Source organism: Sinorhizobium chiapasense, from assembly GCF_036488675.1.
Classification (GTDB): Bacteria; Pseudomonadota; Alphaproteobacteria; order Rhizobiales; family Rhizobiaceae; genus Sinorhizobium; species Sinorhizobium chiapasense.
Genome location: NZ_CP133148.1, coordinates 2,931,393 through 2,956,256, shown reverse-complemented (window position 1 = coordinate 2,956,256; position 24,864 = coordinate 2,931,393). Strand labels below are relative to the sequence as shown.

The following is a 24,864-nucleotide window of genomic DNA, read 5'->3' as shown; positions in this document are numbered from 1 at the left end:
ATGTCGTTGTCCCGAAACCGCTGCACACTTTCGGGCGACATGCGTTAAGCCCGTCCACTGCGGATGGACGGATGCCAGAAGGTGACGGCACGCTCGGCGAACGCGACCACCCCGTAGAAGGCGGAGCCAGCCACCGCCGCCACGGCGATCTCGGCCCAAACCATGTCGACGTTCATGCGGCCCACTTCCGTGGAGATCCGGAAGCCCATGCCGACAATGGGCGTTCCGAAAAATTCGGCCACGATGGCGCCGATCAGCGCCAGCGTGGAGTTGATCTTGAGCGCGTTGAAAATGAAAGGCCAGGCGGCGGGGAGGCGCAGCTTGACGAGCGTCTGCCACCATGTCGCGGCGTAGGTGCGCATCAGGTCGCGCTCCATGTGGCTGGCCGCCGCCAGGCCGGAGACCGTGTTCACCAGCATCGGGAAGAAGGTCATGATGACGACGACGGCGACCTTCGACTGCCAGTCGAAGCCGAACCACATGACCGTGATCGGCGCGACGCCGATGACGGGCAGGGCGGAGACGAAGTTGCCGAGCGGCAGCAGGCCTTTCTGCAGGAAAGGAGAGCGGTCGATAAGGATCGCGACGGCGAAGCCGAGGCCGCAGCCGAGCGCATAGCCGGTCAGCACAGCCTTGAGGAAGGTCTGCCGGAAATCGGCCACCAGCGTCGGCAGCGAGTTGACGAGACGCTGCCAGATCATCGACGGCGCCGGCAGCAGCACCGACGGAATGCCGAAGCCGCGGACGATGCCCTCCCAAAGCACAAGAATGGTGATGCCGAAGAGGAGGGGAACGGCGAAACGCGCGGCGTTGGCAGCCGAAGGGTGCGCGAAGCGCTGGCGCACAAGCCATTCGTTGAAAGCCCAGGCAGCGAGCCAGAAGAGAACGGCTCCGGCGAGAACGGGAAGGTTCACGGCTTGGCTCCCATGCGCTTGAGGACGGCGGTGTGGGCGAGGCCGACAATCATTACGAGGACGGCCGCGAGCGCTGCAGCCATGAACAGGGCCGCCCAGATCTGCACTGTCTGGCCGTAATAGGACCCGGCAAGCAGGCGGGCGCCGAGCCCCGCCACCGCGCCTGTCGGCAGCTCGCCCACGATTGCGCCGACAAGCGAGATTGCGACGGCGACTTTCAGCGAAGTGAAGAGGTAGGGCATGGAGGAGGGCCAGCGCAATTTCCAGAAAGTCTGCGCCGGCGATGCATTATACGTGTGCATCAGATCGAGCTGGATCGTCTCCGGACTGCGCAGTCCCTTCACCATGCCGACCACGACCGGAAAGAACGAAAGATAGGTCGAGATCAGCGCTTTCGGCAGTAATCCGGCGATGCCGATCGCGTTCAGAACGACGATGATCATCGGGGCAATGGCGAGGATCGGGATGGTCTGGCTGGCGATTACCCACGGCATCAAGGACCTGTCCATTGCACGGTTGTGAACGATGCCGACGGCGAGCAGCACACCGAGTGCGGCGCCAATGCCGAAGCCGAGCAGCGTTGCGGAAAGCGTGATCCAGGCGTGATAGACGAGGCTGCGCTTCGACGTGATCGCCTTGTTGGCGGTCGTATCCCAGATTTCGGCGACGACCTGGTGAGGGGCGGGCAGGACGGGCCGCTCCTGCGCCATTGTGTTCCGGACGATATCGGAGAATCCGATCTCGGTGCCAGCACGTGCGGCCGCATCGCGCTCGAAGGGCGCGTTGAGGAAAATGGCGGCGACGTACCAAACGGCGATCAGGATGAGGACCACTGTAGAGATTGGAAGCAGCTTGTCTCTGAAGAAGCTCTCTTCGCGCATGTCAAACACTCCTGCCCACCGAATCCCTGCTGTTGACCACGACCTTTCTCGTGCGACCACCACTTGCGCGAATGGTGCGGTTGGAGCGTGACCGTGAGGCGTACGCGATGAAACCCCTCCCCCTTGTGGGGAGGGGTTGGGGAGGGGTGAAAACGTTCCAACAGCTACTCGTCATAGCTGTGCCCCGCTCTCAAACCCTCGCGCACCCGATGGGCGATTTCCAGGAACTCGGGCGTCTCGCGAATGCCGAGTGGCCGCTCCCGCGGGAGAGTGGATTCGATGATGTCGGTCACACGACCCGGACGTGGGCTCATGACGACGATCTTGGTAGAGAGATACACCGCCTCCGGAATCGAATGGGTGACGAAACAGATCGTCTTGTTCGTACGCGCCCAGAGCTTCAAAAGCTGCTCGTTGAGGTGATCGCGGACGATCTCGTCGAGGGCGCCGAACGGCTCATCCATCAGCAGGAGATCGGCGTCGAAGGCGAGCGCGCGGGCGATCGAGGCCCGCTGCTGCATGCCGCCGGAAAGCTGCCAGGGATATTTCTTGCCGAAACCCGAAAGGTTGACGAGTTCGAGCGTCCGCTCGATCCGCGCCTTCTGCTCGTCTCTCGAATAGCCCATGATTTCGAGCGGCAGCGCGATGTTCTTTTCGATCGTGCGCCAGGGGTAAAGGGCCGCCGCCTGGAAAACATAGCCGTAGGCGCGATGACGGCGGGCCTCTTCCGGCGTCATGCCGTTGACCGCGATAGCGCCGGAGGTCGGTTTCTCGAGATCGGCGATAACGCGCAGGAATGTCGTCTTGCCGCATCCGGACGGGCCGATGAAGGAAACGAAATCGCCCTTGGCCACGTCGAGGTTCACGCCCGTCAATGCGCTGACCGGCCCGTCGCTGGTCTGGAACGTGAGGCCGAGGTCCCGAGCCGAGACCACGGAGGCAGAATTGGATGTCATGGGCGGATTCTCATTGTGGCTTGTCTGTGGCAGACTGCTATCCGAACCTGCAACATGCAATGCCGCCGATGTCGTCTGTTGCGGTTTTTTCAGCGAATTCTGGAGAGCGTTCATGTCTCGATCATCCAATTCTGGCTGTCGCGTGGTTCGTCCGGGCGACACCTATGCCGGCAAGCAAGGGCTTAACTATTTCGAGGGCATTGCCGCGGAAACTGTCGGCTCGACGGGCATTTGCATGCACCTCCTGACCATTCCGCCTGGCGCGCGGGCCAAGGCGCATCTGCATGAAAGCCACGAAACCGCGATCTACATTCTTGCCGGCGAGGCGCATACCTGGTTCGGCGACCGGCTCGAACAGCATGTGATCGTCAAGGCCGGCGAGATGTTCTACATCCCGGCCGGCGTGCCGCACCTGCCCGCCAATCTCTCCGACAAGCCGTGCTCGGCGGTGATCGCCCGGACAGATCCGAACGAACAGGAGAGCGTCGTACTGCTGCCCGAACTGGACGGGCTGGTGCCGTGAAGCGGAGATTGCCGCAACTTGCCGCAAGTTCCGGGTCTCGCCTCTTGAAGGCGCAAGGTCAGTGAGGCTGACGTAGGCGAACAACGGCAGCGATGCCCGAACTGACAGCACTTGAACCATCTATGTTAGCCCCCCGGTTGCTTTCCCCGCCGGGCGTCTTGAACCCCGAGTCTTCCGCGCGAAATAGAAGGCTGCTCCCCCTGCTGCGCCGCTGATCGCGCAGGCTGCGAAAAATAGTTGATCCTGCCATCCCAATGGCTGGCCGTAGAGGCCGATATCCTCCGGTCGCTCAGGCGCATTTTCGAAAAGAGAGCCCACATATGCCGCCAGACAAATGAATGCGAATGTCAGCGCGACGCACACGACGCCTGCAAGGCAGTGGTCGCTCAGATTTCGTCGGCCAAACCGCTCCATGAGCCAGTACAGCCCGAAACTTGCCGGAGCAAAGACAGGAAATGCGACCAGGGATGCGAAGCATGGCAACACAATGCTGACCGGGATGAGAGCCGGGAGAGAGACATCGGAAATCGACTGAGGCTCGACGAATATCAGCATCGCAAACGCCGTGTAGGTGCCCCCGAGGACAGCCGCCGCGTGTAGCCGTGGAAACCAGTTCGCCCGCTCATGAGCATACATCGCTAGCAGCCTGTCCCCGTCGCCCCCGATCAAACCCCGCTTGCCGGAATGCCGGTGCGCTGTACGGCCCGCGGCGCCGTCACTTCCTTCCATGTGGTCAAGGCCGTGCTGACAGCGGGGAAGGGATCGCGCCTGACGAATTCTCCGTGGCCTTCCTGCGTCTTCAGCGCGCCTTCCTCGATCGAAACAACGCCGCGGGTGAGCGTGAAGCGAGGTAGCCCCGTCACGGTCTTGCCCTCGAAAACATTGTAGTCGATCGACGATTGCTGGGTCTTGGCCGAGATCGTCTTCGACCGCTTCGGATCCCAGACGACGAGGTCGGCATCGGCGCCGACAAGGATCGCGCCCTTCTTCGGGTAGATGTTCAGGATCTTGGCTATGTTGGTCGAGGTCACCGCGACGAATTCGTTCATGGTGATGCGGCCGGTCGCGACGCCGTGGGTCCACAGCATCGGCATCCGGTCTTCGAGGCCTCCGGTGCCGTTCGGGATCTTGGTGAAATCGCCGACGCCGAAGCGCTTCTGGTCGGTGGTGAAGGCGCAATGGTCTGTCGCGACCACCTGCAGCGAGCCGGAGGCAAGCCCGGCCCAGAGGCTATCCTGATGCTGCTTGTTGCGGAAGGGCGGCGACATCACGCGGCGAGCGGCGTGGTCCCAATCCTTGTTGAAATATTCGCTTTCATCGAGCGTCAGGTGCTGGATCAACGGCTCGCCGAAGACCCGCATGCCCTTGGCGCGAGCGCGCCGGATCGCCTCATGCGCCTGTTCGCAGGAGGTGTGGACGATATAAACGGGACAGCCGGCCATGTCTGCGATCATGATCGCACGGTTGGTCGCCTCGCCTTCGACTTCCGCAGGCCGTGAATAGGCGTGGGCCTCGGGGCCGTTGTTGCCTTCGGCGAGCAGCTTCGCCTGCAACTGGGCGACGACGTCGCCGTTTTCGGCGTGGACGAGCGGCAGGGCGCCGAGGCCGGCGCAGCGCTGGAACGAGGAAAACATCTCGTCGTCATCCACCATCAGCGCGCCTTTGTAGGCCATGAAATGCTTGAAGGTGTTGATGCCCTTTTCCTTGACGATGCTCTCCATCTCGTTGAAGACCTGCTCGCCCCACCAGGTGATCGCCATGTGGAAGGAATAGTCGCAATTGGCGCGAGTCGACTTGTTGTCCCACATCGTGAGCGCTTCCAAGAGCGACTGACCGGGCGAGGGGAGGGCAAAATCGACGACCATGGTCGTGCCGCCGGCGAGGGCCGCGCGCGTGCCGCTTTCGAAATCGTCCGAGGAATAGGTACCCATGAAGGGCATTTCGAGATGCGTGTGCGGGTCGATGCCGCCGGGCATGACATAGCAGCCGGTCGCATCCAGCGTCTCGGTGCCGGAGAGGTTGGGGCCAATCTCGACGATCCTGCCGCCATCGATCTTGACGTCGGCCTTGTAGGTGAGGTCGGCCGTGACGATGGTACCACCCTTGATCACAGTGCTCATTGGCTAGTTCCCTTGCGATTGTGTTTTCGGCCGCCGGAGGGCCAAGAAAAAGGGCGGAACCGTCGTCCCGCCCACAATGTCACTTTACGATTTCGGCCGTTTCGACCACGGCATGGAAGAGGACATCGGCCCCCGCGGAAGCCCACTCCTTGGAGATATCTTCCGCCTCGTTGTGGCTGAGCCCGCCGACGCAGGGGCACATGATCATCGTGGTCGGGGCGACCTTCGCGGCCCAACAGGCATCGTGGCCGGCGCCCGAGATGAGATTCATGTGGCTGTAGCCGAGCTTCTCGGCGGCGCCGCGCACAGTTGCGACGAGTTTGGGGTCAAAGGTCACGGGATCGAAATGGCCGACCGCCTCGATCGAACAGCCGACACCCAGCGCCTCGGCGATCTTCGGCGCCTCGGCCTCGATCCGCGCGCGCATACCGTCGAGCTTGGCTTGGTCGGGCGAGCGAATGTCGATGGTGAAGACGACCTTGCCGGGGAGCACGTTGCGTGAATTGGGTGAGAAGAACACCTGGCCGACACCGCCGACGGCACCCGGCTGGTTTTCGATAGCGACGTTCTGCACCATCTCGAAGATCCTCGCCATGGCGAGACCGGCATTGAGCCGCATATTCATCGGCGTTGAGCCGGTGTGCGCCTCCCGACCGGTGAGCGTGACTTCCAGCCACCACAGGCCCTGACAGTGCGTGACGACACCGATCTGCTTGCTCTCGACTTCCAGAATCGGCCCCTGTTCGATGTGGTATTCGAAATAGGCGTGCATCTTGCGTGCACCCACTTCCTCGTCGCCGAGCCAGCCGATGCGCTTCAGTTCGTCGCCGAAGCTTTTTCCCTCGGGATCCTTGCGGGCATAGGCGTAGTCAAGCGTGAGCGCGCCTGCAAACACGCCTGAGGCGATCATCGCTGGGGCAAATCGCGCGCCCTCTTCATTGGTCCAGTTCGTCACCACGATGGGGTGCTTGGTGCGGATGCCGAGATCGTTCATCGTTCGCACGACCTCAAGACCGCTTAACACACCGAGCACGCCGTCGAACTTGCCGCCGGTCGGTTGCGTGTCGAGATGGGAGCCGATGTGCACGGGCAGCGCATCCGGATCGGTGCCGGGGCGGGTGAAAAACATGGTGCCCATCTTGTCGACACCCATGGTAAGTCCGGCCGCCTCGCACCAGGACTGGAAAAGCCGGCGACCCTCGCCGTCTTCATCCGTCAGCGTCTGGCGATTGTTGCCGCCGGCGACGCCGGGGCCGATCTTCGCCATATCCATCAACGAATCCCACAGGCGGTCAGCGTTGACGCGCATGTTCTCGCCAGGTGCTGCCATGGCGTTCTCCTCGTTTTTCGGCTTGCCCTCGCGGTGCAGCCCTCATGTTCCCGCCGGTCAAATCCAGGCTTTGTTTTTGGTGCCCTTCGATCAGTCGTTGCCTTTGTCGGCAATCTGACTGATAATTTGACCGGTTGGTAAACATTACAACTTCCGTGGCGGCACTCAAGCCGGAAAAAGAAAAAATCGGAGTTGTTGCCCAAAAAAATGGCGCGTCCGATTTTTGGGCAAATCGGCGCGGGCATCGTTGGGTTTGCATTAGGGGTGGGGGCAAGATGGTACTTCCAAGAGCGGCCAAAACCCAGAGGCGTACACGCATCCAGGAGGAGAAGGAGGAGCAGATCCTCGAGGCCGCGCTGGAGGTCTTTTCGGCCCACGGCTTTCGCGGCTCGACCATCGATCAGATCGCCGAAGTGGCGGGCATGTCGAAGCCGAATCTGCTCTATTACTTCCGCACCAAGGAGGCGATGCACCGGGCGTTGATCGACCGCGTGCTCGATACCTGGCTCGATCCGCTCCGCGAGTTCAATGCCGAGGGAAACCCGGTCGCCGAGATCCGCAGCTACATCCGGCGGAAGCTGGAGATGGCGCGTGATTTCCCGCGCGAAAGCCGGCTGTTCGCCAATGAGGTGCTACAGGGCGCGCCCCATATCGAGGATGAGCTGAAGGGCCCGCTGAAAGAACTCGTTGACGAGAAGGCCGAAGTCATCCGCGCCTGGGCAAAGGCCGGCAAGATCGCCACGTGCGATCCCTATCACCTGATCTTCGCAATCTGGTCGACGACGCAGCACTACGCCGATTTCGACGTGCAGGTGCGCGCGGTGCTCGGCCAGGAAAACGCAGGCGACGGGCGCTTCGAGGATGCCGCACGCTTCCTTGAGCGGCTGTTCGTCGACGGCCTGCAGGTCCGCGAGCAACCGGCATCCTAAGCCCTGCGGAACCGGGTACCGGAGTGTTCCTCGTCAAGCCGATGCCGGCAGGGCATCCGCGATGTGATCGGCGCTGTCGACGATCCAGGTTTCGAGTTTCGCCTGCCGGCCGCGCAGGCCAATATCGAGCCGCATGTTCCCTTCGAGATCGAGGCCGGCGCGACGAACGAGTTCGACCGAAACCGCGAGTTCGGCATCATGCTCCTTCGCCAGGCCCTCGAGCCGGCTTGCGGTGTTGATCGTATCGCCGACCGCGGTCAGCGAAGTCGCCCGGCCGTATCCCATCTCGCCGATGATCGCCGGGCCTGCGTGCAGGCCGATCGCCAGCCGCAGCGGCTGTTCGAGCTCTCCGTGAAATGTCTGATTGAGCGCCTGGATCCCCTTGGACAATCGGACTGCGGCCGCGAGTGACTGAAGGCATGCTTCCTGAAACGGGCTCTTCAGTCCGAAGATCGCAAGTGCACCATCGCCGATGAACTTGTCGATCACGCCGCCCGAACTTTCGACGGCTTCGCCGACCATCTCGAAGTAGCGGTTGAGCAGGAACACCGTATCGAAGGGTAGCTTATGCTCGGCGATGCGGGTGAAATCGCGCAGATCGCAGAAGAGCACGGCGATCCGACGCTCGCGGCCCTCGCCGTCCTGCTGAGCGAGCTGCTTCTTTATACCGAGGCTGTCGGTGTCGAGAATGGGGACGACGGTCACGCTGTGAACCGGCCGGAACTGGCAGGCGAGCCGCACATTGTCCGGCGCGCCGATTCGGGCCAATGTCGCCCGCTCCGCTGTCTCCGGCGCCGGTTGGCCCTCGAGCCCCTGGATCACGCGGACCCGGCATGTAGAACAGCGGCCACGTCCGCCGCAGACGGAGACGTGGGGAATACCCGCGGCACGGCTTGCCTCCAAGACGCTGAAGCCAAGGCTCACCGCCGCGACACGGCCGTCGGGGTAGCGCACGCGAATCCGGCCGCGCGTCGGCAGTGCGCGAAGAGCGAGAGTGCCCGCGATCAGGCCACCGAAACCGGCGTAGAGCGCCAGGCGGATGTTTTCCATGAGCGCCGGATCGACCCGCGGCTTGTGACTGACGTAAGCCGTGTCGCCATAGCCGCCATGTTCCGCATAGACGCGCTCAAGCGACCGCGCACCGTTGACGAAGCCGAGCAGCGCGAAGATCGGGACGAGCAGCGCAATCGTGTAGAGCAGGATCTCATAACGCGGAAACCAGGCTCGACCGCGCATCCAGAACCAGGCGCCAAGACATCCATGGCTCCAGGCAAGCAGAAGCGCCGCCGTCTGCCGGGTCGTGCCAATGGAACTCGACCAGAGCGATCGGAGGATGTCGGGATAAGTGGCTTCAATCCCGGAGAAGATCGGCTCCACCCGGGCGGCGACCACATGCACCATCAGCACGAAAGGCAAGCTGAGGCCGAAGACGATTTTGAACGCCTCGCGGGCGGGCATTCTGAGCGTCTGCCGCCGGTAGAGGCTCTCGAGCGCCATCATGAAATGCAGGAGAAGCGCGCCGTAGAGCAGTATCGTCCCGGGTACGCTGTGCCACAGGAGATTGAACGTCCGCCTGCCGGATTCCATGGCGTCGATCGAGATCAGGCCGAGCGAATGATTGAAGAAATGGCAGAGGATGAATGTGCCGAGCACGGCCCCCGAGATCAGGTGTATCTTCTTGCGTGCGCTGATGGAAAAGGTCGTCAAGCACTCTGCCCGGTATTCGCCGGTTCTGGCCGGCTATTGCTGATTCCGTTCCTTATTAACCAGATCGCGGGTACCGACAACTTACGTTTTCTACACAAACTGTTTCGTTTTCGTGACCGCATTGTTAGCGGTACTCGATCGCTTCCATGGCGCGCCCGGTGGCTTCGGTCGGATAGCGTGGGTACCTATGCTACTCCATGATCCGGGGTAGCCGCTTGGCGAGCTTGTCGATCACCACCCGGAGTTTTGGCAGCATAAGCTGTGTTTGCGGCCACACCGCGTAGGCCTTGAAGATCTCACCGGGTCGGTCCGTAATGACCCGCACGAGTTCGCCGCGCTGCACGCGCTCGCGCACCAGCCAGCACGGCAGCCAGGCAAGGCCAAGGCCATCGGCCGCGGCATCAGCGATGGCGGCAAGATCATCCAGCCGCAAACGGGTCTTCGGCGTCACTTCTTCGGTCGTATTCCCGTTGACTGGAAAGGACCACGCGCGCTGGTATCCGCTCCGCGCGTAGACAACGGCATGGTGTCTGGTGAGGTCATCAAGGCTTGTTGGTGTGCCGTGTGCTTCGAGATAGGCGGGCGCGGCGCAGACAGTCATGCGCTGATCGGCGATCGCCCGTGCCATGAGGCCCGGGTCAGTGCCCGCGGAACCGTTGCGGATAGCGAGATCGAAGCCCTCGTCGAACAGATCGACGACGCGGTCATTGAAGGAAAGATCCAGCTCCAGATGCGGGTGCGCACGAAGCACGTCGTGCAGGAGCGGCGCGACGCATTGGCGGCCGAAGAGCACAGGCATCGAAATACGCAAGCGACCGCGAATTTCTTGTCTGCCGGATTCTAGCAGCGCTTCCGCGTTACGCACTTCGTCAATCGCCTTCAGGCAGCTTCGGTAGAAGAGCTGGCCCTCGTCGGTCAGGCTTTGTGTCCGGGTGGTGCGATGAAAGAGGCGCACGCCAAGTCGCTGCTCAAGCCGCGCGATCGTCTTGCCCACGGCCGAGCGGGAGAGGTTCAACCGCTCGGCGGCGGCGGAGAAACCGCCGGCATCGGCGACCTCCACGAAGACGGAAATACCGTTCAGCCTCTCCATCGGATTGTATCCATTTGAGAACCAATGATGGGAAATCTTATCGCAACTGGCGATCTGACTTCAACACTATGCTCGTCCCATCACCATTCACGTGAAAGGAGTGATCATGACGAAATGGATGAGGGAATGGAGCATCGACGCGATCGGCCCGCAAAATCTCAAGGTTGCCGAGCGTCCTGTGCCGGATATCGGTGACCATGACGTGCTCGTCCGGACGACGGCCGTGTCGCTCAATTATCGCGACAAGCTGATACTTGAAACCGGCATGGGACTGGGTCTCAACTTCCCCTTCGTGCCGGCCTCGGACATGAGTGGTGTCGTCGAAAGCGTGGGCAAAGGCGTGACGCGCTTTAGGCCCGGCGATCGCGTCATCTCGACCTTCCACCCCGACTGGCTCGATGGTCTCAGGCCGGGAAGCGGCAGGGCGCCTTCCTATGCGACGCTTGGCGGCGTGCATCCGGGCGTCATGTCGGAATTTGTGGCGTTCCCCGAAGATTGGTTCGTCGCCGCGCCGAAGAGCCTCGACGCGGCCGAGGCGAGCACCTTGCCTTGCGCCGGCCTCACGGCCTGGTTCGCGCTGGTGGAAAAGGGCCGTCTCAGACCCGGCGATCGCGTCGTCGTCCAGGGAACAGGCGGCGTGGCTCTCTTCGGCCTGCAGATCGCCAAAGCGAACGGTGCGGAGGTGATCGTCACGTCGGGGAGCCAGGAAAAGCTCACGCGGGCGCTGGCACTTGGCGCCGACCACGGCATCAATCGCAAATCGGAGGACTGGGTCGAGCGGGTCTATCAACTGACCGCAGACCATGGCGCCGACCACATTCTGGAAATAGCCGGCGGCGCCGGCCTTGGTCAGTCGTTGAAAGCCGTCGCGGCGGACGGGCGCATTTCCGTGATCGGCGTGTTGGAAGGCTTCGAAATTTCGGGGCCCGCGGCGCCGCTGCTTCTGAAATCCCCGGTGCTGCAGGGCATCAGCGTGGGACATCGCCGGGCGCTCGAAGACCTGGTCGGCGCCGTCGACCGCTTGCGCCTGAAACCGGTCATCGACAGGCGATATACGTTCGTCGAGTTCCGCGAGGCGCTGGCGCATCTCGATCGCGGGCCGTTCGGCAAACTGGTGATCGAGTTCTGACATGCCACGAATACGAAGGCCGCCGGAATTCTCACCCGGCGGCCTTCCTGTTTTATCAGCGTCGAGTCACTCGGCGGCCGGCCGCGCCATCGGATTGTTTGGATGGGTCGTCCAGTTGGCATAGTTTGGATCGACGGCCTTGCCGGTGCGTTTGTCGACAGTGCCGGCTGCCAGCGGCTCCATCGTGATGCAGTTGTCAACCGGACAGACGTTGACGCAGAGATTGCAGCCGACGCATTCCTCTTCGATCACCTCGAAATGACGCACGCCGTTGACGAACTGGGTGATCGCCTGGTGCGAGGTGTCCTCGCAGGCGATGTGACAGCGGCCACATTTGATGCAGGCGTCCTGGTCGATCTTCGCCTTGGCGACGTAGTTGAGGTTTAGATACTGCCAGTCGGTGACGTTCGGTACGGCGCGACCGCAGATGTCGTCGAGTGTGCGGTGGCCCTTGGCGTCCATCCAGTCGGAGAGGCCGGAGATCATTTCCTGGACGATCTTGAAGCCGTAGGTCATCGCCGCCGTGCAGACCTGGACGTTGCCGGCGCCGAGCGCCAGGAATTCGGCCGCGTCGCGCCATGTGGTGATCCCGCCGATGCCGGAAATCGGCAGCCCGTGGGTTTCCGGATCGCGGGCGATCTCGGCGACCATGTTGAGCGCGATCGGCTTCACGGCCGGGCCGCAATAGCCGCCGTGGCTGCCCCGGCCGTCGATCGAAGGCTCCGGCGAGAACGTGTCGAGATTGACCGAAGTGATCGAGTTGATCGTGTTGATCAGTGACACGGCGTCGGTGCCGCCGGCCTTGGCGGCGCGGGCGGGCTTGCGGATATCGGTGATGTTCGGCGTCAGCTTGGTGATCACGGGCATGCGCGTGTACTGTTTGCACCAGCGCACGACCATCTCGATATATTCGGGTACCTGGCCGACCGCCGAACCCATGCCGCGCTCGGACATGCCGTGCGGACAGCCGAAATTGAGTTCGATGCCGTCGGCCCCGGTTTCTTCGACCAGTGGCAAGATCGCTTTCCACGCGTCCTCGACGCAGGGCACCATGATCGAAGCGATCAGCGCCCGGTCGGGCCAGTTCATCTTCACTTGCTTCATCTCGCGCAGGTTCACGTAAAGATCCCGGTCGGTGATGAGCTCGATGTTGTTCAAGCCGAGCAGGCGCCGGTCGGCGCCCCAGATCGCGCCGTAGCGCGGCCCGTTGACGTTGACGACGGGCGGTCCTTCCTCGCCCAGCGTCTTCCAGACGACGCCGCCCCAGCCGGCTTTGAACGCGCGCTCGACGTTATAGGCCTTGTCCGTCGGCGGCGCCGAGGCGAGCCAGAACGGGTTCGGGGATTTGATGCCGACAAAATTGTTGCGAAGATCAGCCATTGTTCTCTTCCTCTCGATCCTGTTCCGCTTCTTACGCGACCGCGCTCGCCAGCGGCTGAGCCGCGGCGAAGGCCCGGTTGATCGATTCGGCGGCGTCACGCCCCATGGCGACGGCGGAAACGGTCAGATCCTCTCCGCCGAGAACGCAGTCGCCGCCCGCCCAGACCTTGGCGAGCGAGGTCCGGCCCTCGGCATCGACGACGATGCGCCCGCTCTCCATCTGAAGCGCGCCGAGGCCTGATGCTTCGAAGGTCTGGCCGATCGCCTTGAAGATCTGGTCGGCTGCAATGATACCCGTTTCCCCGGTTGTCGTCAGCTTGCCGTTATCGAGCGTCGTGTAGTCGAGCTCGATGCCGGCGACCCGGCCGTCCTTCAGCGCGATGCGCTTCGGCTGCAGCCAGTGGCGAATGGTGACGCCTTTGGAGGTAGCCAAATCCTGCTCGAACTCGGAGGCATTCATGTGTTCCTTGCCGCGGCGGTAACAGATCGTCACTTCTTCGGCGCCGAGGAGCTTCGACTGGACGGCCGCGTCGATTGCGGTCATGCCGCCGCCGAGCACCACGACCCGCCGGCCGACCGGGATGTCGGCCTTGGTCTTCGACTGGCGGAGTGCGGCGATGAAGTCGACGGCGTCCTGGACCCCTTCGGCATTCTCGCCTTCGATCCGGAGCGCGTTGACGCCGGCAAGGCCGAGGCCGAGGAAGACGGCGTCATATTGCTCGGCCAGGTCGGCAAGCGAGAAGTCGCGGCCAAGCGCCAGGCCATGGCGCATCTCGATACCGCCGATCGAAAGGACGTAATCGACCTCCTTCTGGGCGAAGTCGTCCACCGACTTGTAGGCGGCGATGCCGTATTCATTGAGCCCGCCGGATTTCTCGCGCGCATCGTAGACGACCACGTCGTGGCCCTTGACCGCTAGCCGGTGGGCGCAGGCAAGGCCCGCAGGCCCGGCACCGACCACGGCTACCTTTCGACCGGACGAGGCGGCCCGCGCGTAGAACTGCTTGTTCTCCTTTATCGCAATATCGGTCGCGTAACGCTGCAGCCTGCCGATCTCCACCGGCCGTTCCTCGGCCGTGTTGCGCACGCAGGCCTGCTCGCAGAGCGTTTCGGTGGGACAGACGCGGGCGCACATGCCGCCGAGAATGTTCTGGTCGAAGATCGTCTTCGCCGAGCCGATTGGATTGCCTGTTGCAATCTGCCGGATGAACATCGGGATGTCGATCGAGGTGGGACAGGCCGTCATGCACGGCGCATCGTGACAGAAGTAGCAGCGGTCGGCAGCGACCACAGCCTCGTGTTTGTCGAGCGGCGGATGAAGGTCGGAGAAATTGGCTTCGTATTCCTTGAACGGCAGCCGGCCGCCAAGGATCCCAGATTGCGTCGTTCCCATTTTTAGCTCCCAATGTTTTCTCAGGATGAGAGAACGGTAACACGCTTTATTTTTTTATCAAACGGTAAAAGTTTGCTTCGGAAACTTGCCGAACGCCCCAAGAACCCGGGCTTTCTCTTCACGCATCCTGTTCGCCCTGCACGTTTGTTTGACAGGGCAGGGCAAATAGTGGCAGCAAATCAAGGGGGAAGGAGACAATCTTATGGCGCGCAGGCCGGAGACCAACAACAGGCTGGACGATGCTGCCCGGGCTGGCTGGCTATACTATGTCGCCGGCCGAACGCAGGACGAGATTGCATCGGTCATGGGCATCTCGCGGCAATCGGCGCAGCGCCTCGTCTCCCTCGCCATGGCCGAGCGACTGATCAAGGTTCGGCTCGATCATCCGATTGCCGCCTGCCTCGAAACCGCCGCCCGGCTCAAGGAAAAATACGAGCTGAAACATGTCGACGTCGTGCCGAGCGATCCCGGTTCGAGTTCGACGACGGTCGGCATCGCGGAAGCCGGCGCAGTGGAGATCGAGCGCTGGCTGAAATCGACGGACCCGGTGGTTCTGGCGATCGGAACCGGGCGGACGCTGAAGGCGACGATCGACCAGTTGCCCCCGATGGAGTGCCCGCAGCATCGGATCGTCTCGCTGACCGGCAATATCAGGCTCGATGGTTCGGCCGCCTATTACAACGTCATCTTCAGCATGGCGGATACGATCAAGGCGCGCCATTTTCCCATGCCCCTGCCGGTGCTCGTTTCGTCGCCCGAGGAGCGCGAGGTCCTGCACAACCAGAGTCTCGTTAAGATCGCGCTCAAGCTCGGTGCAGAAGCCAATGCCGCCTTCGTCGGCGTGGGCGAACTCGGGCCGGACGCACCGCTCTGCGAGGACGGCTTCCTGGCGCGCGAGGAAATGGCGCGGCTAACGGCAGCCGGTGCCGCAGGGGAAATTTGCGGCTGGATGTTCGATCACGAGGGCGAGTTGCTGACGGGCAGCATCAACGAACGCGTCGCCTCCATTCCGCTGCCGCCGCGCGATCGGGCATCGGTCATCGGCATTGCCAAGGGCAGGCGCAAATACGAGGCGCTCCGCGCAGCGCTCAAGGGCCGCATCATCAACGGCCTTGTCACCGACGAAACCACTGCCGACTTTTTGCTTGGCGCGTGATTCAGCCAAGATAAAACTCGGCAACATCGAGCTTCGAGAACGCCGCCGCCCGGGTTGCGAGCGTGCATTCTGTGCGCCGAGCTTGACAAAAAATCCATAGCTAAAACAGCCCATTAACAATTTCGGGTGCGTCGCAGCATCGAATGCACATTGACATTTTGCGCCAATGAGTGAGTAATTGCCCATGAGCAAAGCAAATGCTCATTTTCTTCTGGGAGGAAGTCGATGAATTTGAGAACTTTCCTGCTGGGCACGTGCTCGGCAGTCGCTCTGGCGGGTCTGGCCCAAGCAGAAACCCTGACCATTGCGACCGTGAACAATGGCGACATGATCCGGATGCAGAAGCTGACGGAGGATTTCACCTCGAAAAATCCGGACATTCAGCTCGAGTGGGTAACGCTCGAGGAAAACGTGCTGCGCCAGCGCGTGACGACGGATATCGCGACCAAGGGCGGCCAGTACGACATCATGACGATCGGCACCTACGAAGTGCCGATCTGGGCCAAGCAGGGCTGGCTCCTGCCGCTCGACAACCTTGGCGCCGATTACGACGTCGATGACCTCTTGCCGGCGATCCGCAGCGGCCTGACGATCGACGACAAGCTTTATGCCGCACCCTTCTATGGCGAAAGCTCGATGGTGATGTATCGCAAGGACCTGTTCGAAAAAGCCGGTCTCACCATGCCCGACGCCCCGACCTGGGACTTCATCGCGGAAGCTGCCCGCAAGATCACCGACAAGGACAGTGAAATCTACGGCATCTGCCTGCGCGGCAAGGCCGGCTGGGGCGAGAACATGGCCTTCCTGACAGCGACGGCCAACGCTTTCGGCGCGCGCTGGTTCGACGAGAAATGGCAGCCGCAGTTTGATCAGCCCGAATGGAAGAATGCGCTCGACTTCTACGTCAAGCTGATGAATGACGCAGGCCCGCCCGGTGCCTCCTCGAACGGTTTCAACGAAAACCTGTCACTCTTCCAGACCGGCAAGTGCGGCATGTGGATCGACGCGACGGTTGCCGCTTCCTTCGTGACCAACCCGAAGGAATCGACGGTTGCCGACAAGGTCGGTTTCGCACTCGCACCCGATACCGGCCTTGGCAAACGCGGCAACTGGCTCTGGGCGTGGAACCTCGCGATCCCCGCAGGCTCGCAGAAGGCGGAGGCGGCCGAAAAGTTCATCGCCTGGGCAACTGGCAAGGACTATCTGAAGCTCGTCGCCGAGAAGGAAGGCTGGGCAAACGTTCCGCCCGGTACCCGCACGTCTCTTTATGAGAACCCGGAGTACCAGAAGGCGGCGCCGTTTGCGAAAATGACGCTCGACTCGATCAACGCCGCCGACCCGAAGAACCCTGCGGTCAAGCCGGTGCCCTATGTCGGCGTGCAGTTCGTCGCGATCCCGGAATTCCAGGGCCTCGGCACCGCCGTCGGCCAGGTCTTCTCGGCAGCACTGGCCGGTCAGATGAGCGTGGATCAGGCGCTTGCCAGCGCGCAGCAACTGTCGACCCGCGAAATGACCAAGGCCGGTTACATCAAGTAAGGCTCCCAAGGGCCGGGGCGCTGGCTGGAAACGGCTGGTGTCCCGGCAACTCTCAGGGCGGGATGGGGAAAAGCGGAACGGGTTTTCCGCTTCCCGCTCTGACTTTTTTGATCGGTCACGGCGCGTCCGGCATGCGCGGTAAACCGCGCCCGCCTTCATGGAACAGCGTTGACAATTACGGGAGGACGCCATGGCGACCTTGCATACCCGCTCCGCTGCGCGGCTGATGATCGCGCCCTCGGTGCTCCTGCTTCTGGCCTGGATGATCGTTCCGCTGGCCATGACCATCTATTTCTCGCTTCTGCGCTACAATCTGCTGATGCCCGGAATGGAGGAGTTCGCAGGGCTCTCCAACTACATCTACTTTCTGACCGATCCGGCATTCTTCCACGCAATCTTCAACACGCTCGCAATCGTGCTCGGCGTACTGTTCATCACGGTGATCGGCGGGATCGCCCTCGCGCTTCTTCTCGACCAGCCGATGTTCGGGCAGGGGATCGTGCGCATCCTGGTGATCGCGCCGTTCCTGATCATGCCGACCGTTGCGGCGCTCGTCTGGAAGAACATGTTCATGAACCCGGTGAACGGGCTGTTTGCCTGGCTCGCCAAGCTCGTCGGCCTGCAGCCCTTCGACTTCCTCGCCAATGCGCCGCTGTTCTCGATCATCCTTATCGTCGCCTGGCAATGGCTACCCTTTGCGACGCTCATCCTGCTGACGGCGCTGCAGTCGCTCGACGAGGAACAGAAGGAGGCCGCGCAGATGGATGGTGCCGGCGCCTGGAGCCGCTTCTTCTATCTGGTGCTGCCGCATCTTTCGCGCGCAATCACCGTTGTGATCCTGATCCAGACGATCTTCCTGCTCTCCGTCTTTGCCGAAATCCTCGTCACCACCAACGGCGGGCCCGGTACGCAGAGCACGAACCTCACCTTTCTCGTCTATGCGCAGGCTCTCCTGCAGTTCGACGTGGGCGGCGCCTCCGCCGGCGGCATCATCGCGGTCATCCTCGCCAATATCGTCGCATTCTTCCTGATGCGCATGATCGGCAAGACGCTGGAGGCTTGAGACCCATGGCACGCAATGTTTCGACTCGACACAAGGTGGTTGTCACCGTCGTCGCCTGGACGGTCGGCATCCTGATCTTCTTCCCGATCCTGTGGACGTTCCTGACGAGCTTCAAGACGGAGGCGCAGGCGATCGCCTCGCCGCCGGCATTCCTCTTCTTCGATTGGACGACCGAGAACTACTTCGAGGTGCAAAGTCGCTCGAACTATTTCAAGCACTTCATGAACTCGGTGGTCATCTCCTTCGGCTCGACGCTGCTCGGCCTCATCATCGCCATTCCGTCGGCCTGGGCCATGGCCTTCGCCCCGACGAAACGGACCAAGGACGTGCTGATGTGGATGCTGTCCACGAAGATGATGCCGCCCGTCGGCGTACTGGTGCCGATGTATCTGATGTACCGCAACTCGGCGCTCCTCGACACGCGCACCGGCCTGGTGATCGTCCTGACGCTGATCAACCTGCCGATCATCATCTGGATGCTCTATACCTACTTCAAGGAAATCCCCGGCGAGATCCTGGAAGCGGCGCGCATGGACGGCGCCTCGCTCTCCAAGGAGATCATCTACGTGCTGACGCCGATGGCGATCCCCGGCATCGCATCGACGCTGCTCCTCAACATCATTCTCGCCTGGAACGAGGCGTTCTGGACCTTGAACCTGAGCGCGGCGAAAGCAGCACCGCTGACCGCCTTCATAGCTGCCTATTCGAGCCCGGAAGGCCTCTTCTACGCGAAGCTCTCGGCCGCCTCCACGATGGCGATCGCCCCCATTCTCATTCTCGGCTGGTTCTCGCAGAAGCAGCTTGTACGCGGCCTGACCTTCGGCGCGGTCAAATAAGGATACGACCATGGGAAGCATCACACTCAAGAACGTATCGAAAGTCTTCGGCGCCCACGCCGTCATCCCTTCGATCGACCTCGACATCAATGACGGTGAATTCGTCGTCTTCGTCGGACCGTCCGGCTGCGGCAAGTCCACGCTGCTCAGATTGATTGCCGGCCTGGAGGATGTCAGTGACGGTGAGATCGTCATCGACGGCAAGAAAGCGACCGACCTGCCGCCGGCAAAGCGCGGTCTCTCGATGGTGTTCCAGTCCTATGCGCTCTATCCGCATATGAGCGTGCGTTCCAACATCGCCTTTCCCCTGAAGATGGCGGGCGAGGACAAGGCCGTGATCGACAAGAAGGTGGCGGACGCCGCGCGGGTGCTGAACCTCACCGATTATCTCGACCGCAAGCCGCGCCAGCTTTCCGGCGGTCAGCGCCAGCGCGTGGCGATCGGCCGGGCGATCGTCCGGCAGCCGGACGCCTTCCTGTTCGACGAGCCGCTTTCGAACCTCGATGCGGCGCTGCGCGTCAACATGCGGCTGGAGATCAGCCAGCTTCACCAGCAGCTGAAGACGACGATGGTCTATGTCACGCACGACCAGGTGGAGGCCATGACCATGGCCGACAAGATCGTGGTGCTCAATCGCGGACGCATCGAGCAGGTGGGCTCGCCGCTCGAACTCTATCACAAGCCGGACAATCTTTTTGTTGCCGGCTTCATCGGCTCGCCGAAGATGAATTTCATTTCCGGGGCGCCGGCAGCCGCCTATCAGGCCCACACAATCGGCATTCGCCCCGAGCATCTGGCGCTTTCCAAGGATCAGGGAACGTGGCGGGGCACCGTCGGTGTGGCCGAGCATCTCGGCTCCGACACCTTCCTGCACGTGAATGCCGATGGCATCGGCACGTTGACGGCGCGCGTCAGCGGCGACTTCGGGGTGACCCACGGAGATCCGGTCTTCCTGACGCCGGACGCCCAGCGCCTGCACAAGTTTGACGAAAAGGGATTGGCAATTCGATGAAACGTCTTGAAGGGAAAAGCGCGTTGATCACCGGATCCGCGCGGGGTATCGGCCGTGCCTTCGCCGAAGCCTATGCGCGCGAGGGGGCCACCGTCGCGATCGCCGACATCAATCTCGACCGGGCGAAGCAGACGGCCGCGGAAATCGGACCGGCGGCCTATGCCGTGCAAATGGATGTGACCCGACAGGAGTCGATCGATGCGGCGATCGCTGCCGTCGTCGACCATGCGGGCGGCCTGGACATCCTGATCAACAATGCCGCGCTTTTCGATCTGGCGCCGATCATCGAGATCACCCGAGAAAGCTACGAAAAACTGTTTTCGATCAATGTCGCCGGCACGCTCTTCACCCTGCAGGCGGCGGCTAGGCAGATGATCGCGCAGGGGCGCGGCGGCAAGATCATCAACATGGCAAGCCAGGCGGGCCGCCGCGGCGAGGCACTGGTCGCCGTCTATTGCGCCACCAAGGCGGCCGTCATCAGCCTTACGCAGTCGGCCGGGCTCAATCTCATCAAGCATCGCATCAACGTGAACGCGATCGCTCCGGGCGTTGTCGACGGCGAACACTGGGATGGCGTCGACGCGCTCTTTGCCAGGTACGAGAACCGTCCGCTCGGCGAAAAGAAGCGCCTGGTTGGCGAGGAGGTACCTTACGGACGGATGGGCACTGCCGAAGATCTCACCGGCATGGCGATTTTCCTGGCCTCATCGGAAAGCGACTACGTCGTCGCCCAGACCTATAACGTCGATGGCGGCAACTGGATGAGCTGAGGCTTCGTCGCAAGACGAGTCGAAAGGAACGATAGGATGACGACCAAACTCTCCCTTGCCACACTCGACGCAGTCAAGGCCAAGGCTGGCGTGCCGAAATATGATCGGCACGATCTGCGCGCCGGCATCGTCCATTTCGGCGTCGGCAACTTTCATCGCGCCCACCAGGCCGTCTATCTCGATGATCTCTTCAACCTCGGGCTCGACCGTGACTGGGCGATCATCGGGGCAGGGGTGTTGCCGGCGGACGAGGTCATGCGGGCCAAGCTCGAAGCACAGGATTTCCTGACGACTGTGGTCGAGCAGGACAACAACCGCACGGGTGCGCATGTCACCGGCGCGATGATCGCCTATATCAAGCCCGGTGATATGCCGGCAATCGTGGCACAGCTCGCAAGTCCTTCCATTCGTATCGTATCGTTGACGATCACCGAAGGCGGCTATTTCATCGATCCGGCCTCTGGCGTCTTCAATCCCGCCCACCCGGCGATCGTCGGGGATTCGCAAAATCCGGCAGCACCGAAGACCGTCTTCGGATTGATCCTCGCCGGGCTTGCCGCGCGTCGAGCGAAGGGCATCCCGCCGTTCACGGTGATGTCCTGTGACAATATCCCCGGCAATGGCGAGGTCACGCACGCGGCCGTTTCCGGTCTTGCGCGCCTCTCGGATCCCGCCTTCGCGGACTGGATCGATGCCAATGTCGCCTTTCCGAACGGCATGGTCGACCGTATCACGCCCGCGACCGGCGACCGGGAGATCGGTTTCGTCGCCTCGGAATACGGCATCGACGACGCCTGGCCGGTCTTTTGCGAAGAATTCAAGCAATGGGTGCTGGAGGATCATTTCCCGCAAGGCCGCCCGGCACTCGAAAAGGTCGGTGTCCAGTTCGTCCCCGACGTCGCTCCTTATGAGCACATGAAAATTCGCATCCTCAACGGCGGCCATGCCGCAATCGCCTATCCGGCGGCCTTGCTCGATATCCATTTCGTCCACGAGGCGATGGAAGAGCCGTTGATCCGCGGCTTCCTGGCGAAGCTCGAGCACGACGAAATCATCCCGGTCATCCCGCCGGTCCCGGATACGGATCTCAAGGATTACTACAGGCTCATCGAGACGCGCTTCGCCAATCCGAAGATCGGCGACACCATTCCGCGGCTCGCTCAGGATGGTTCGAACCGCCAGCCGAAGTTTATCCTGCCGTCGACCGCTGATCGCCTGCGCCGCGGCGAAGATGTGGTAGGACTGTCGCTGGTCTCTGCCCTCTGGTGCCGCTATTTTGCCGGCAAATCGGACAGCGGCAAGGATATCGTCTTCAACGATGCAAGCGCCGACCGGCTGCACGCCGCCGCCCTTGCAGCGAAGGAAGACCCGATGGCCTTCCTCGCGCTTTCCGACATTTTCGGCGACGTCGCCGGATCCGACCTCTTCCGGCGGCGCTTCGGACATGCACTGAAAACACTCTGGGAAAAGGGTACGCGCGCAACGCTCCAGCTCTATCTGGACGACAAACTCGAGGGATAGTGATGGCGGGCGGCGCCTCCAGGCTGGTGATCTTCGACTGCGACGGCGTCCTGGTCGACAGCGAACCGATCTCGCTTGCCGTCCTTGTCGAGGCGCTGCATGCGGCGGGAATATCGATGACGACGGCCGAGGCGAGCGAACGTTTCCTCGGCCGCAGCCTCAAAAGCATGTCTGCCATCCTTCATGACGAACACGGTCTTGCGACCGACGACGCCTTTCTCGAAGGCATGCGGACGCGCCTTTATGCGCGCTTTCGCGATGAACTGAAGCCCGTTGACGGCATTCGCCGGGCGATCGAACAGCTCGACGGAGCCTGCTGCGTCGCGTCGTCGAGCCAGCCCGAGCGCATTCGTCTTTCCCTGACGGTGACCGGACTGATCGATCTCTTCGAGCCGCACATCTTCAGCGCCAGCATGGTCGCGCACGGCAAGCCAGCGCCCGATCTCTTCCTCTATGCGAGCGAGCAAATGGGCTACGCGTCCGCCGATTGCGTCGTCGTGGAAGACAGCCCGGCCGGCATCGAGGCGGCGAAAGCGGCCGGCATGCGCGTCTTTGCCTTCGCCGGCGCAAGCCACGCGCGAAACGACCGGCATCGGCGAGCGCTGGCTCGACTCCGTCCCGATGTGCTGTTTGACGATATGGGCGAATTGATACAGTTTGTCCGACAATAAGTCAGAGCAGGATCGCGGCAGACAGAGCGTACCACATCCCCTTCTGACCTCTTAAATCATCGTGATCTCGGGACGGAGATATCCATTTATGCGCGAATATGTCGTTGCGGTCGATATCGGCACCGGTAGCGCCCGTGCCGGCATTTTTGACCGGAAAGGCAAGCTTCTCGCGCGGGCCGACAGGCCGATTGCGATGAACCGGCCGGAAGAAAACCACGCCGAGCATGATTCCGAGGACATTTGGGCGTCGGTCTGTGCGGCGGTGAGGGCGGCCCGGGAGAAGGGCGGCGTTGAAGCGACGGATATCGCCGCGATCGGCTTCGACGCGACCTGCTCGCTGGTCGTGCGCGACCGCGACGGCGCGCCGCTATCGGTCAATCGCCGGGGGGAGGCACGCTGGGACACGATCGTCTGGCTCGATCACCGGGCGCTTGCCGAGGCCGATTTCTGCACGGCGACGGAGCATCCCGTCCTGAACCATTCGGGCCGGGTGATGTCGCCGGAAATGGAAATGCCGAAGCTGATGTGGCTGAAGCGGAATCTGCCGCAGCAATGGGAGAAGGCGGGCTATTTCTTCGATCTCGCGGACTACATGTCCTGGCGCGCGACGGGGAGTGCTGCCCGATCGCGCTGTACGCTGACGGCGAAGTGGAACTATCTCGCCCATGAGGAGCGCGGTTGGCAGCAAGATTATCTGGAGCGGATCGGCCTTGAAGACCTGCTTGACCGAGGCGGATTGCCTGAGGAAACCCTTCCCATGGAGCGCGCTGTCGGTCACCTTACGCCAACCGCTGCTGATGAGCTCGGGCTCGACACCCAATGCCGGGTCGCACCCGGGCTGATCGACGCCTATGCAGGGGCGCTCGGGGTCCTCGGCGAATTTGCCGGCGATCCTGCAAAGCTCGAGCGCCAGCTCGCTCTGATCGCCGGAACGTCGAGCTGCATCGTGGCCTTTTCGAAGGATATGAAACCTGGCTTCGGCATGTGGGGACCGTATTTCGAGGCGGTGCTTCCAGGTTGCTGGTTGGTCGAGGGCGGGCAGTCGGCGACGGGCGCGCTGCTCGATCATATCGTGCGCGTGCATGGCGGCGGGCAGGAGCCGACGGCGGACACGCACATGAAGATCATCGAGCGCGTGCAGGAACTGCGCGCGCTGCATGGCCCGGCTTTCGCCGATCGGCTGCACGTCCTTCCTGATTTTCACGGCAACCGGTCGCCGCTCGCCGATCCGCACGCCCTCGGCGTCGTCAGCGGTCTGGCGCTCGATTCCTCGTTCGATGCGCTTTGCCGTCTCTATTGGCGCACCTGCGTCGCGATCGCACTTGGAATCCGGCATATCCTCGAAATGATGAAAGAGGCGGGGTACAATCTCGATACGCTGCACGTGACCGGCGGCCATGTGCGCAATCCGTTGCTGATGGAGCTCTATTGCGACGCGACCGGCTGCCGCGTGGTTGCGCCCGAGACGCCCGATGCCGTCCTGCTAGGCACTGCGATGGCGGCTGCTGTTGCCGGCGGGCTTCATTCCGATCTCGCAGGGGCGGGGACGGCAATGTCGTCGGGCGGGCAGGAACGTCGTCCCGATGCCGCGTTGCGCAACCTCTACGATCGCGACTATCGGCGGTTTCTTGCGCTATACCGACATCGGGCCGAGCTGGAAGCGATGGAGTAGGAGGAAGGAGCTACTGCATGTTTCCTTAAATCGTACCTGATTTAAGGATAAGAACATGCAGCAATCCAAAGTCCTGCAGCGTCCTTTGCGCGTCTGAAAAGACGCGCGGCGCTGCAGGAATCGATTTCATTTTTTGTGGAACCTTTCTCCTCCTCGCGCGTTGGGGCGGACAACCGGACGGTGGCGCACATCGCCCCCAATGTGACGCCGGAGGCATACCGCCGGTTGCCCAACTCACATCCCCTCTGTGAGTTGATAAAGCTCAGCCAGTGCCT

At 62.2% G+C, this 24,864-nt stretch carries 22 protein-coding genes; 12 read left to right on the top strand and 10 right to left on the bottom strand.

Features of this window, described 5'->3' with window-relative positions:
* Positions 1-44: 44 nt before the first annotated feature.
* The 3 genes from RB548_RS14305 to RB548_RS14295 form a co-directional block, all read right to left on the bottom strand.
* A complete protein-coding gene (locus RB548_RS14305) occupies positions 45-914 on the bottom strand; it encodes an ABC transporter permease (RefSeq protein ID WP_331371950.1) in 870 nt (289 codons plus the stop codon).
* Positions 911-1,795, bottom strand: a complete 885-nt coding sequence (locus RB548_RS14300) for an ABC transporter permease (protein ID WP_331371949.1) — start codon at positions 1,793-1,795, stop codon at positions 911-913. The genes RB548_RS14305 and RB548_RS14300 overlap by 4 nt, the downstream gene beginning before the upstream one ends.
* A gap of 164 nt (positions 1,796-1,959) precedes the next feature.
* Positions 1,960-2,751: an ABC transporter ATP-binding protein gene (locus RB548_RS14295; protein WP_331371948.1), complete on the bottom strand. Its 792-nt coding sequence runs from the start codon at positions 2,749-2,751 to the stop codon at positions 1,960-1,962.
* A 112-nt stretch (positions 2,752-2,863) separates the two neighbouring features.
* On the opposite strand from RB548_RS14295, the gene RB548_RS14290 reads away from it, so the two are divergent.
* Positions 2,864-3,274, top strand: a complete 411-nt coding sequence (locus RB548_RS14290; protein WP_331371947.1) for a cupin domain-containing protein — start codon at positions 2,864-2,866, stop codon at positions 3,272-3,274.
* Positions 3,275-3,394: 120 nt separating this feature from the next.
* On the opposite strand, the gene RB548_RS14285 is transcribed toward RB548_RS14290, so the two are convergent.
* The 3 genes from RB548_RS14285 to RB548_RS14275 form a co-directional block, all read right to left on the bottom strand.
* The gene (locus RB548_RS14285; protein WP_331371946.1) at positions 3,395-3,829 is read right to left on the bottom strand and encodes a hypothetical protein; all 435 of its coding nucleotides are present in this window, start codon (positions 3,827-3,829) and stop codon (positions 3,395-3,397) included.
* A gap of 110 nt (positions 3,830-3,939) precedes the next feature.
* Positions 3,940-5,394, bottom strand: coding sequence for a dihydropyrimidinase (gene hydA / locus RB548_RS14280; RefSeq protein WP_331371945.1), 1,455 nt, complete (start codon positions 5,392-5,394; stop codon positions 3,940-3,942).
* A gap of 79 nt (positions 5,395-5,473) precedes the next feature.
* Positions 5,474-6,724, bottom strand: a complete 1,251-nt coding sequence (locus RB548_RS14275) for a Zn-dependent hydrolase (protein ID WP_331371944.1) — start codon at positions 6,722-6,724, stop codon at positions 5,474-5,476.
* 275 nt (positions 6,725-6,999) lie between these two features.
* On the opposite strand from RB548_RS14275, the gene rutR reads away from it, so the two are divergent.
* Positions 7,000-7,653 carry an HTH-type transcriptional regulator RutR gene (gene rutR / locus RB548_RS14270; RefSeq protein WP_331371943.1) on the top strand — a complete coding sequence of 218 codons (654 nt, stop codon included), beginning with the start codon at positions 7,000-7,002 and terminating at the stop codon, positions 7,651-7,653.
* 33 nt (positions 7,654-7,686) lie between these two features.
* On the opposite strand, the gene RB548_RS14265 is transcribed toward rutR, so the two are convergent.
* Both RB548_RS14265 and RB548_RS14260 read right to left on the bottom strand, forming a co-directional pair.
* On the bottom strand, positions 7,687-9,360 hold the full coding sequence (locus tag RB548_RS14265; RefSeq protein ID WP_331371942.1) for an adenylate/guanylate cyclase domain-containing protein: 1,674 nt from the start codon (positions 9,358-9,360) through the stop codon (positions 7,687-7,689).
* A gap of 190 nt (positions 9,361-9,550) precedes the next feature.
* Positions 9,551-10,450, bottom strand: a complete 900-nt coding sequence (locus tag RB548_RS14260) for a LysR family transcriptional regulator (RefSeq protein WP_331371941.1) — start codon at positions 10,448-10,450, stop codon at positions 9,551-9,553.
* Positions 10,451-10,556: 106 nt separating this feature from the next.
* Between RB548_RS14260 and RB548_RS14255 the strand changes: the two genes are divergently transcribed.
* Complete coding sequence (locus RB548_RS14255; protein ID WP_331371940.1) at positions 10,557-11,579, top strand: zinc-dependent alcohol dehydrogenase family protein; 1,023 nt, start codon at positions 10,557-10,559, stop codon at positions 11,577-11,579.
* A 66-nt stretch (positions 11,580-11,645) separates the two neighbouring features.
* Here the strand turns inward: RB548_RS14255 and preA are convergent, their stop codons facing one another.
* Together preA and RB548_RS14245 are read right to left on the bottom strand one after the other, a co-directional pair.
* Positions 11,646-12,959 (bottom strand): NAD-dependent dihydropyrimidine dehydrogenase subunit PreA, encoded by a 1,314-nt coding sequence (preA, locus tag RB548_RS14250; protein ID WP_331371939.1) that lies wholly within the window; start codon positions 12,957-12,959, stop codon positions 11,646-11,648.
* Positions 12,960-12,990: 31 nt separating this feature from the next.
* Positions 12,991-14,352: an NAD(P)-dependent oxidoreductase gene (locus tag RB548_RS14245; protein WP_331371938.1), complete on the bottom strand. Its 1,362-nt coding sequence runs from the start codon at positions 14,350-14,352 to the stop codon at positions 12,991-12,993.
* Between the two features lie 202 nt (positions 14,353-14,554).
* Here RB548_RS14245 and RB548_RS14240 point away from each other — a divergent pair, with 202 nt between their 5' ends.
* The 9 genes from RB548_RS14240 (at position 14,555) to RB548_RS14200 (ending at position 24,589) form a co-directional block, all read left to right on the top strand.
* Positions 14,555-15,508 carry a sugar-binding transcriptional regulator gene (locus tag RB548_RS14240; protein WP_331371937.1) on the top strand — a complete coding sequence of 318 codons (954 nt, stop codon included), beginning with the start codon at positions 14,555-14,557 and terminating at the stop codon, positions 15,506-15,508.
* A gap of 225 nt (positions 15,509-15,733) precedes the next feature.
* The gene (locus RB548_RS14235; protein ID WP_331371936.1) at positions 15,734-17,044 is read left to right on the top strand and encodes an ABC transporter substrate-binding protein; all 1,311 of its coding nucleotides are present in this window, start codon (positions 15,734-15,736) and stop codon (positions 17,042-17,044) included.
* 190 nt (positions 17,045-17,234) lie between these two features.
* A complete protein-coding gene (locus tag RB548_RS14230; protein ID WP_331371935.1) occupies positions 17,235-18,107 on the top strand; it encodes a carbohydrate ABC transporter permease in 873 nt (290 codons plus the stop codon).
* Between the two features lie 5 nt (positions 18,108-18,112).
* Positions 18,113-18,943: a carbohydrate ABC transporter permease gene (locus RB548_RS14225; RefSeq protein WP_331371934.1), complete on the top strand. Its 831-nt coding sequence runs from the start codon at positions 18,113-18,115 to the stop codon at positions 18,941-18,943.
* A 10-nt stretch (positions 18,944-18,953) separates the two neighbouring features.
* Entirely contained in the window at positions 18,954-19,955 is a 1,002-nt protein-coding gene (locus RB548_RS14220; RefSeq protein WP_331371933.1) for an ABC transporter ATP-binding protein, read from the top strand.
* Entirely contained in the window at positions 19,952-20,725 is a 774-nt protein-coding gene (locus RB548_RS14215) for an L-iditol 2-dehydrogenase (protein WP_331371932.1), read from the top strand. Before RB548_RS14220 ends, RB548_RS14215 begins: the two co-directional genes overlap by 4 nt.
* Before the next feature lie 36 nt (positions 20,726-20,761).
* On the top strand, positions 20,762-22,246 hold the full coding sequence (locus RB548_RS14210; RefSeq protein ID WP_331371931.1) for a mannitol dehydrogenase family protein: 1,485 nt from the start codon (positions 20,762-20,764) through the stop codon (positions 22,244-22,246).
* 2 nt (positions 22,247-22,248) lie between these two features.
* Positions 22,249-22,917 (top strand): HAD family hydrolase, encoded by a 669-nt coding sequence (locus RB548_RS14205; RefSeq protein WP_331371930.1) that lies wholly within the window; start codon positions 22,249-22,251, stop codon positions 22,915-22,917.
* Between the two features lie 88 nt (positions 22,918-23,005).
* Positions 23,006-24,589, top strand: a complete 1,584-nt coding sequence (locus tag RB548_RS14200) for an FGGY-family carbohydrate kinase (RefSeq protein ID WP_331371929.1) — start codon at positions 23,006-23,008, stop codon at positions 24,587-24,589.
* Positions 24,590-24,864 lie beyond the last annotated feature (275 nt).

Bases quoted from the DNA above. Each gene is read 5' to 3' on its own strand.
- RB548_RS14215 (WP_331371932.1), top strand. From the start codon at position 19,952: ATGAAACGTCTTGAAGGGAAAAGCGCGTTGATCACCGGATCCGCGCGG.
- RB548_RS14210 (WP_331371931.1), top strand. From the start codon at position 20,762: ATGACGACCAAACTCTCCCTTGCCACACTCGACGCAGTCAAGGCCAAG.
- hydA (WP_331371945.1), bottom strand. From the start codon at position 5,394: ATGAGCACTGTGATCAAGGGTGGTACCATCGTCACGGCCGACCTCACC.
- RB548_RS14300 (WP_331371949.1), bottom strand. From the start codon at position 1,795: ATGCGCGAAGAGAGCTTCTTCAGAGACAAGCTGCTTCCAATCTCTACA.
- rutR (WP_331371943.1), top strand. From the start codon at position 7,000: ATGGTACTTCCAAGAGCGGCCAAAACCCAGAGGCGTACACGCATCCAG.
- RB548_RS14230 (WP_331371935.1), top strand. From the start codon at position 17,235: ATGGCGACCTTGCATACCCGCTCCGCTGCGCGGCTGATGATCGCGCCC.
- RB548_RS14260 (WP_331371941.1), bottom strand. From the start codon at position 10,450: ATGGAGAGGCTGAACGGTATTTCCGTCTTCGTGGAGGTCGCCGATGCC.
- RB548_RS14245 (WP_331371938.1), bottom strand. From the start codon at position 14,352: ATGGGAACGACGCAATCTGGGATCCTTGGCGGCCGGCTGCCGTTCAAG.
- RB548_RS14290 (WP_331371947.1), top strand. From the start codon at position 2,864: ATGTCTCGATCATCCAATTCTGGCTGTCGCGTGGTTCGTCCGGGCGAC.
- preA (WP_331371939.1), bottom strand. From the start codon at position 12,959: ATGGCTGATCTTCGCAACAATTTTGTCGGCATCAAATCCCCGAACCCG.
- RB548_RS14285 (WP_331371946.1), bottom strand. From the start codon at position 3,829: ATGCTGATATTCGTCGAGCCTCAGTCGATTTCCGATGTCTCTCTCCCG.
- RB548_RS14235 (WP_331371936.1), top strand. From the start codon at position 15,734: ATGAATTTGAGAACTTTCCTGCTGGGCACGTGCTCGGCAGTCGCTCTG.
- RB548_RS14240 (WP_331371937.1), top strand. From the start codon at position 14,555: ATGGCGCGCAGGCCGGAGACCAACAACAGGCTGGACGATGCTGCCCGG.
- RB548_RS14220 (WP_331371933.1), top strand. From the start codon at position 18,954: ATGGGAAGCATCACACTCAAGAACGTATCGAAAGTCTTCGGCGCCCAC.
- RB548_RS14275 (WP_331371944.1), bottom strand. From the start codon at position 6,724: ATGGCAGCACCTGGCGAGAACATGCGCGTCAACGCTGACCGCCTGTGG.
- RB548_RS14200 (WP_331371929.1), top strand. From the start codon at position 23,006: ATGCGCGAATATGTCGTTGCGGTCGATATCGGCACCGGTAGCGCCCGT.
- RB548_RS14205 (WP_331371930.1), top strand. From the start codon at position 22,249: ATGGCGGGCGGCGCCTCCAGGCTGGTGATCTTCGACTGCGACGGCGTC.
- RB548_RS14255 (WP_331371940.1), top strand. From the start codon at position 10,557: ATGACGAAATGGATGAGGGAATGGAGCATCGACGCGATCGGCCCGCAA.
- RB548_RS14295 (WP_331371948.1), bottom strand. From the start codon at position 2,751: ATGACATCCAATTCTGCCTCCGTGGTCTCGGCTCGGGACCTCGGCCTC.
- RB548_RS14225 (WP_331371934.1), top strand. From the start codon at position 18,113: ATGGCACGCAATGTTTCGACTCGACACAAGGTGGTTGTCACCGTCGTC.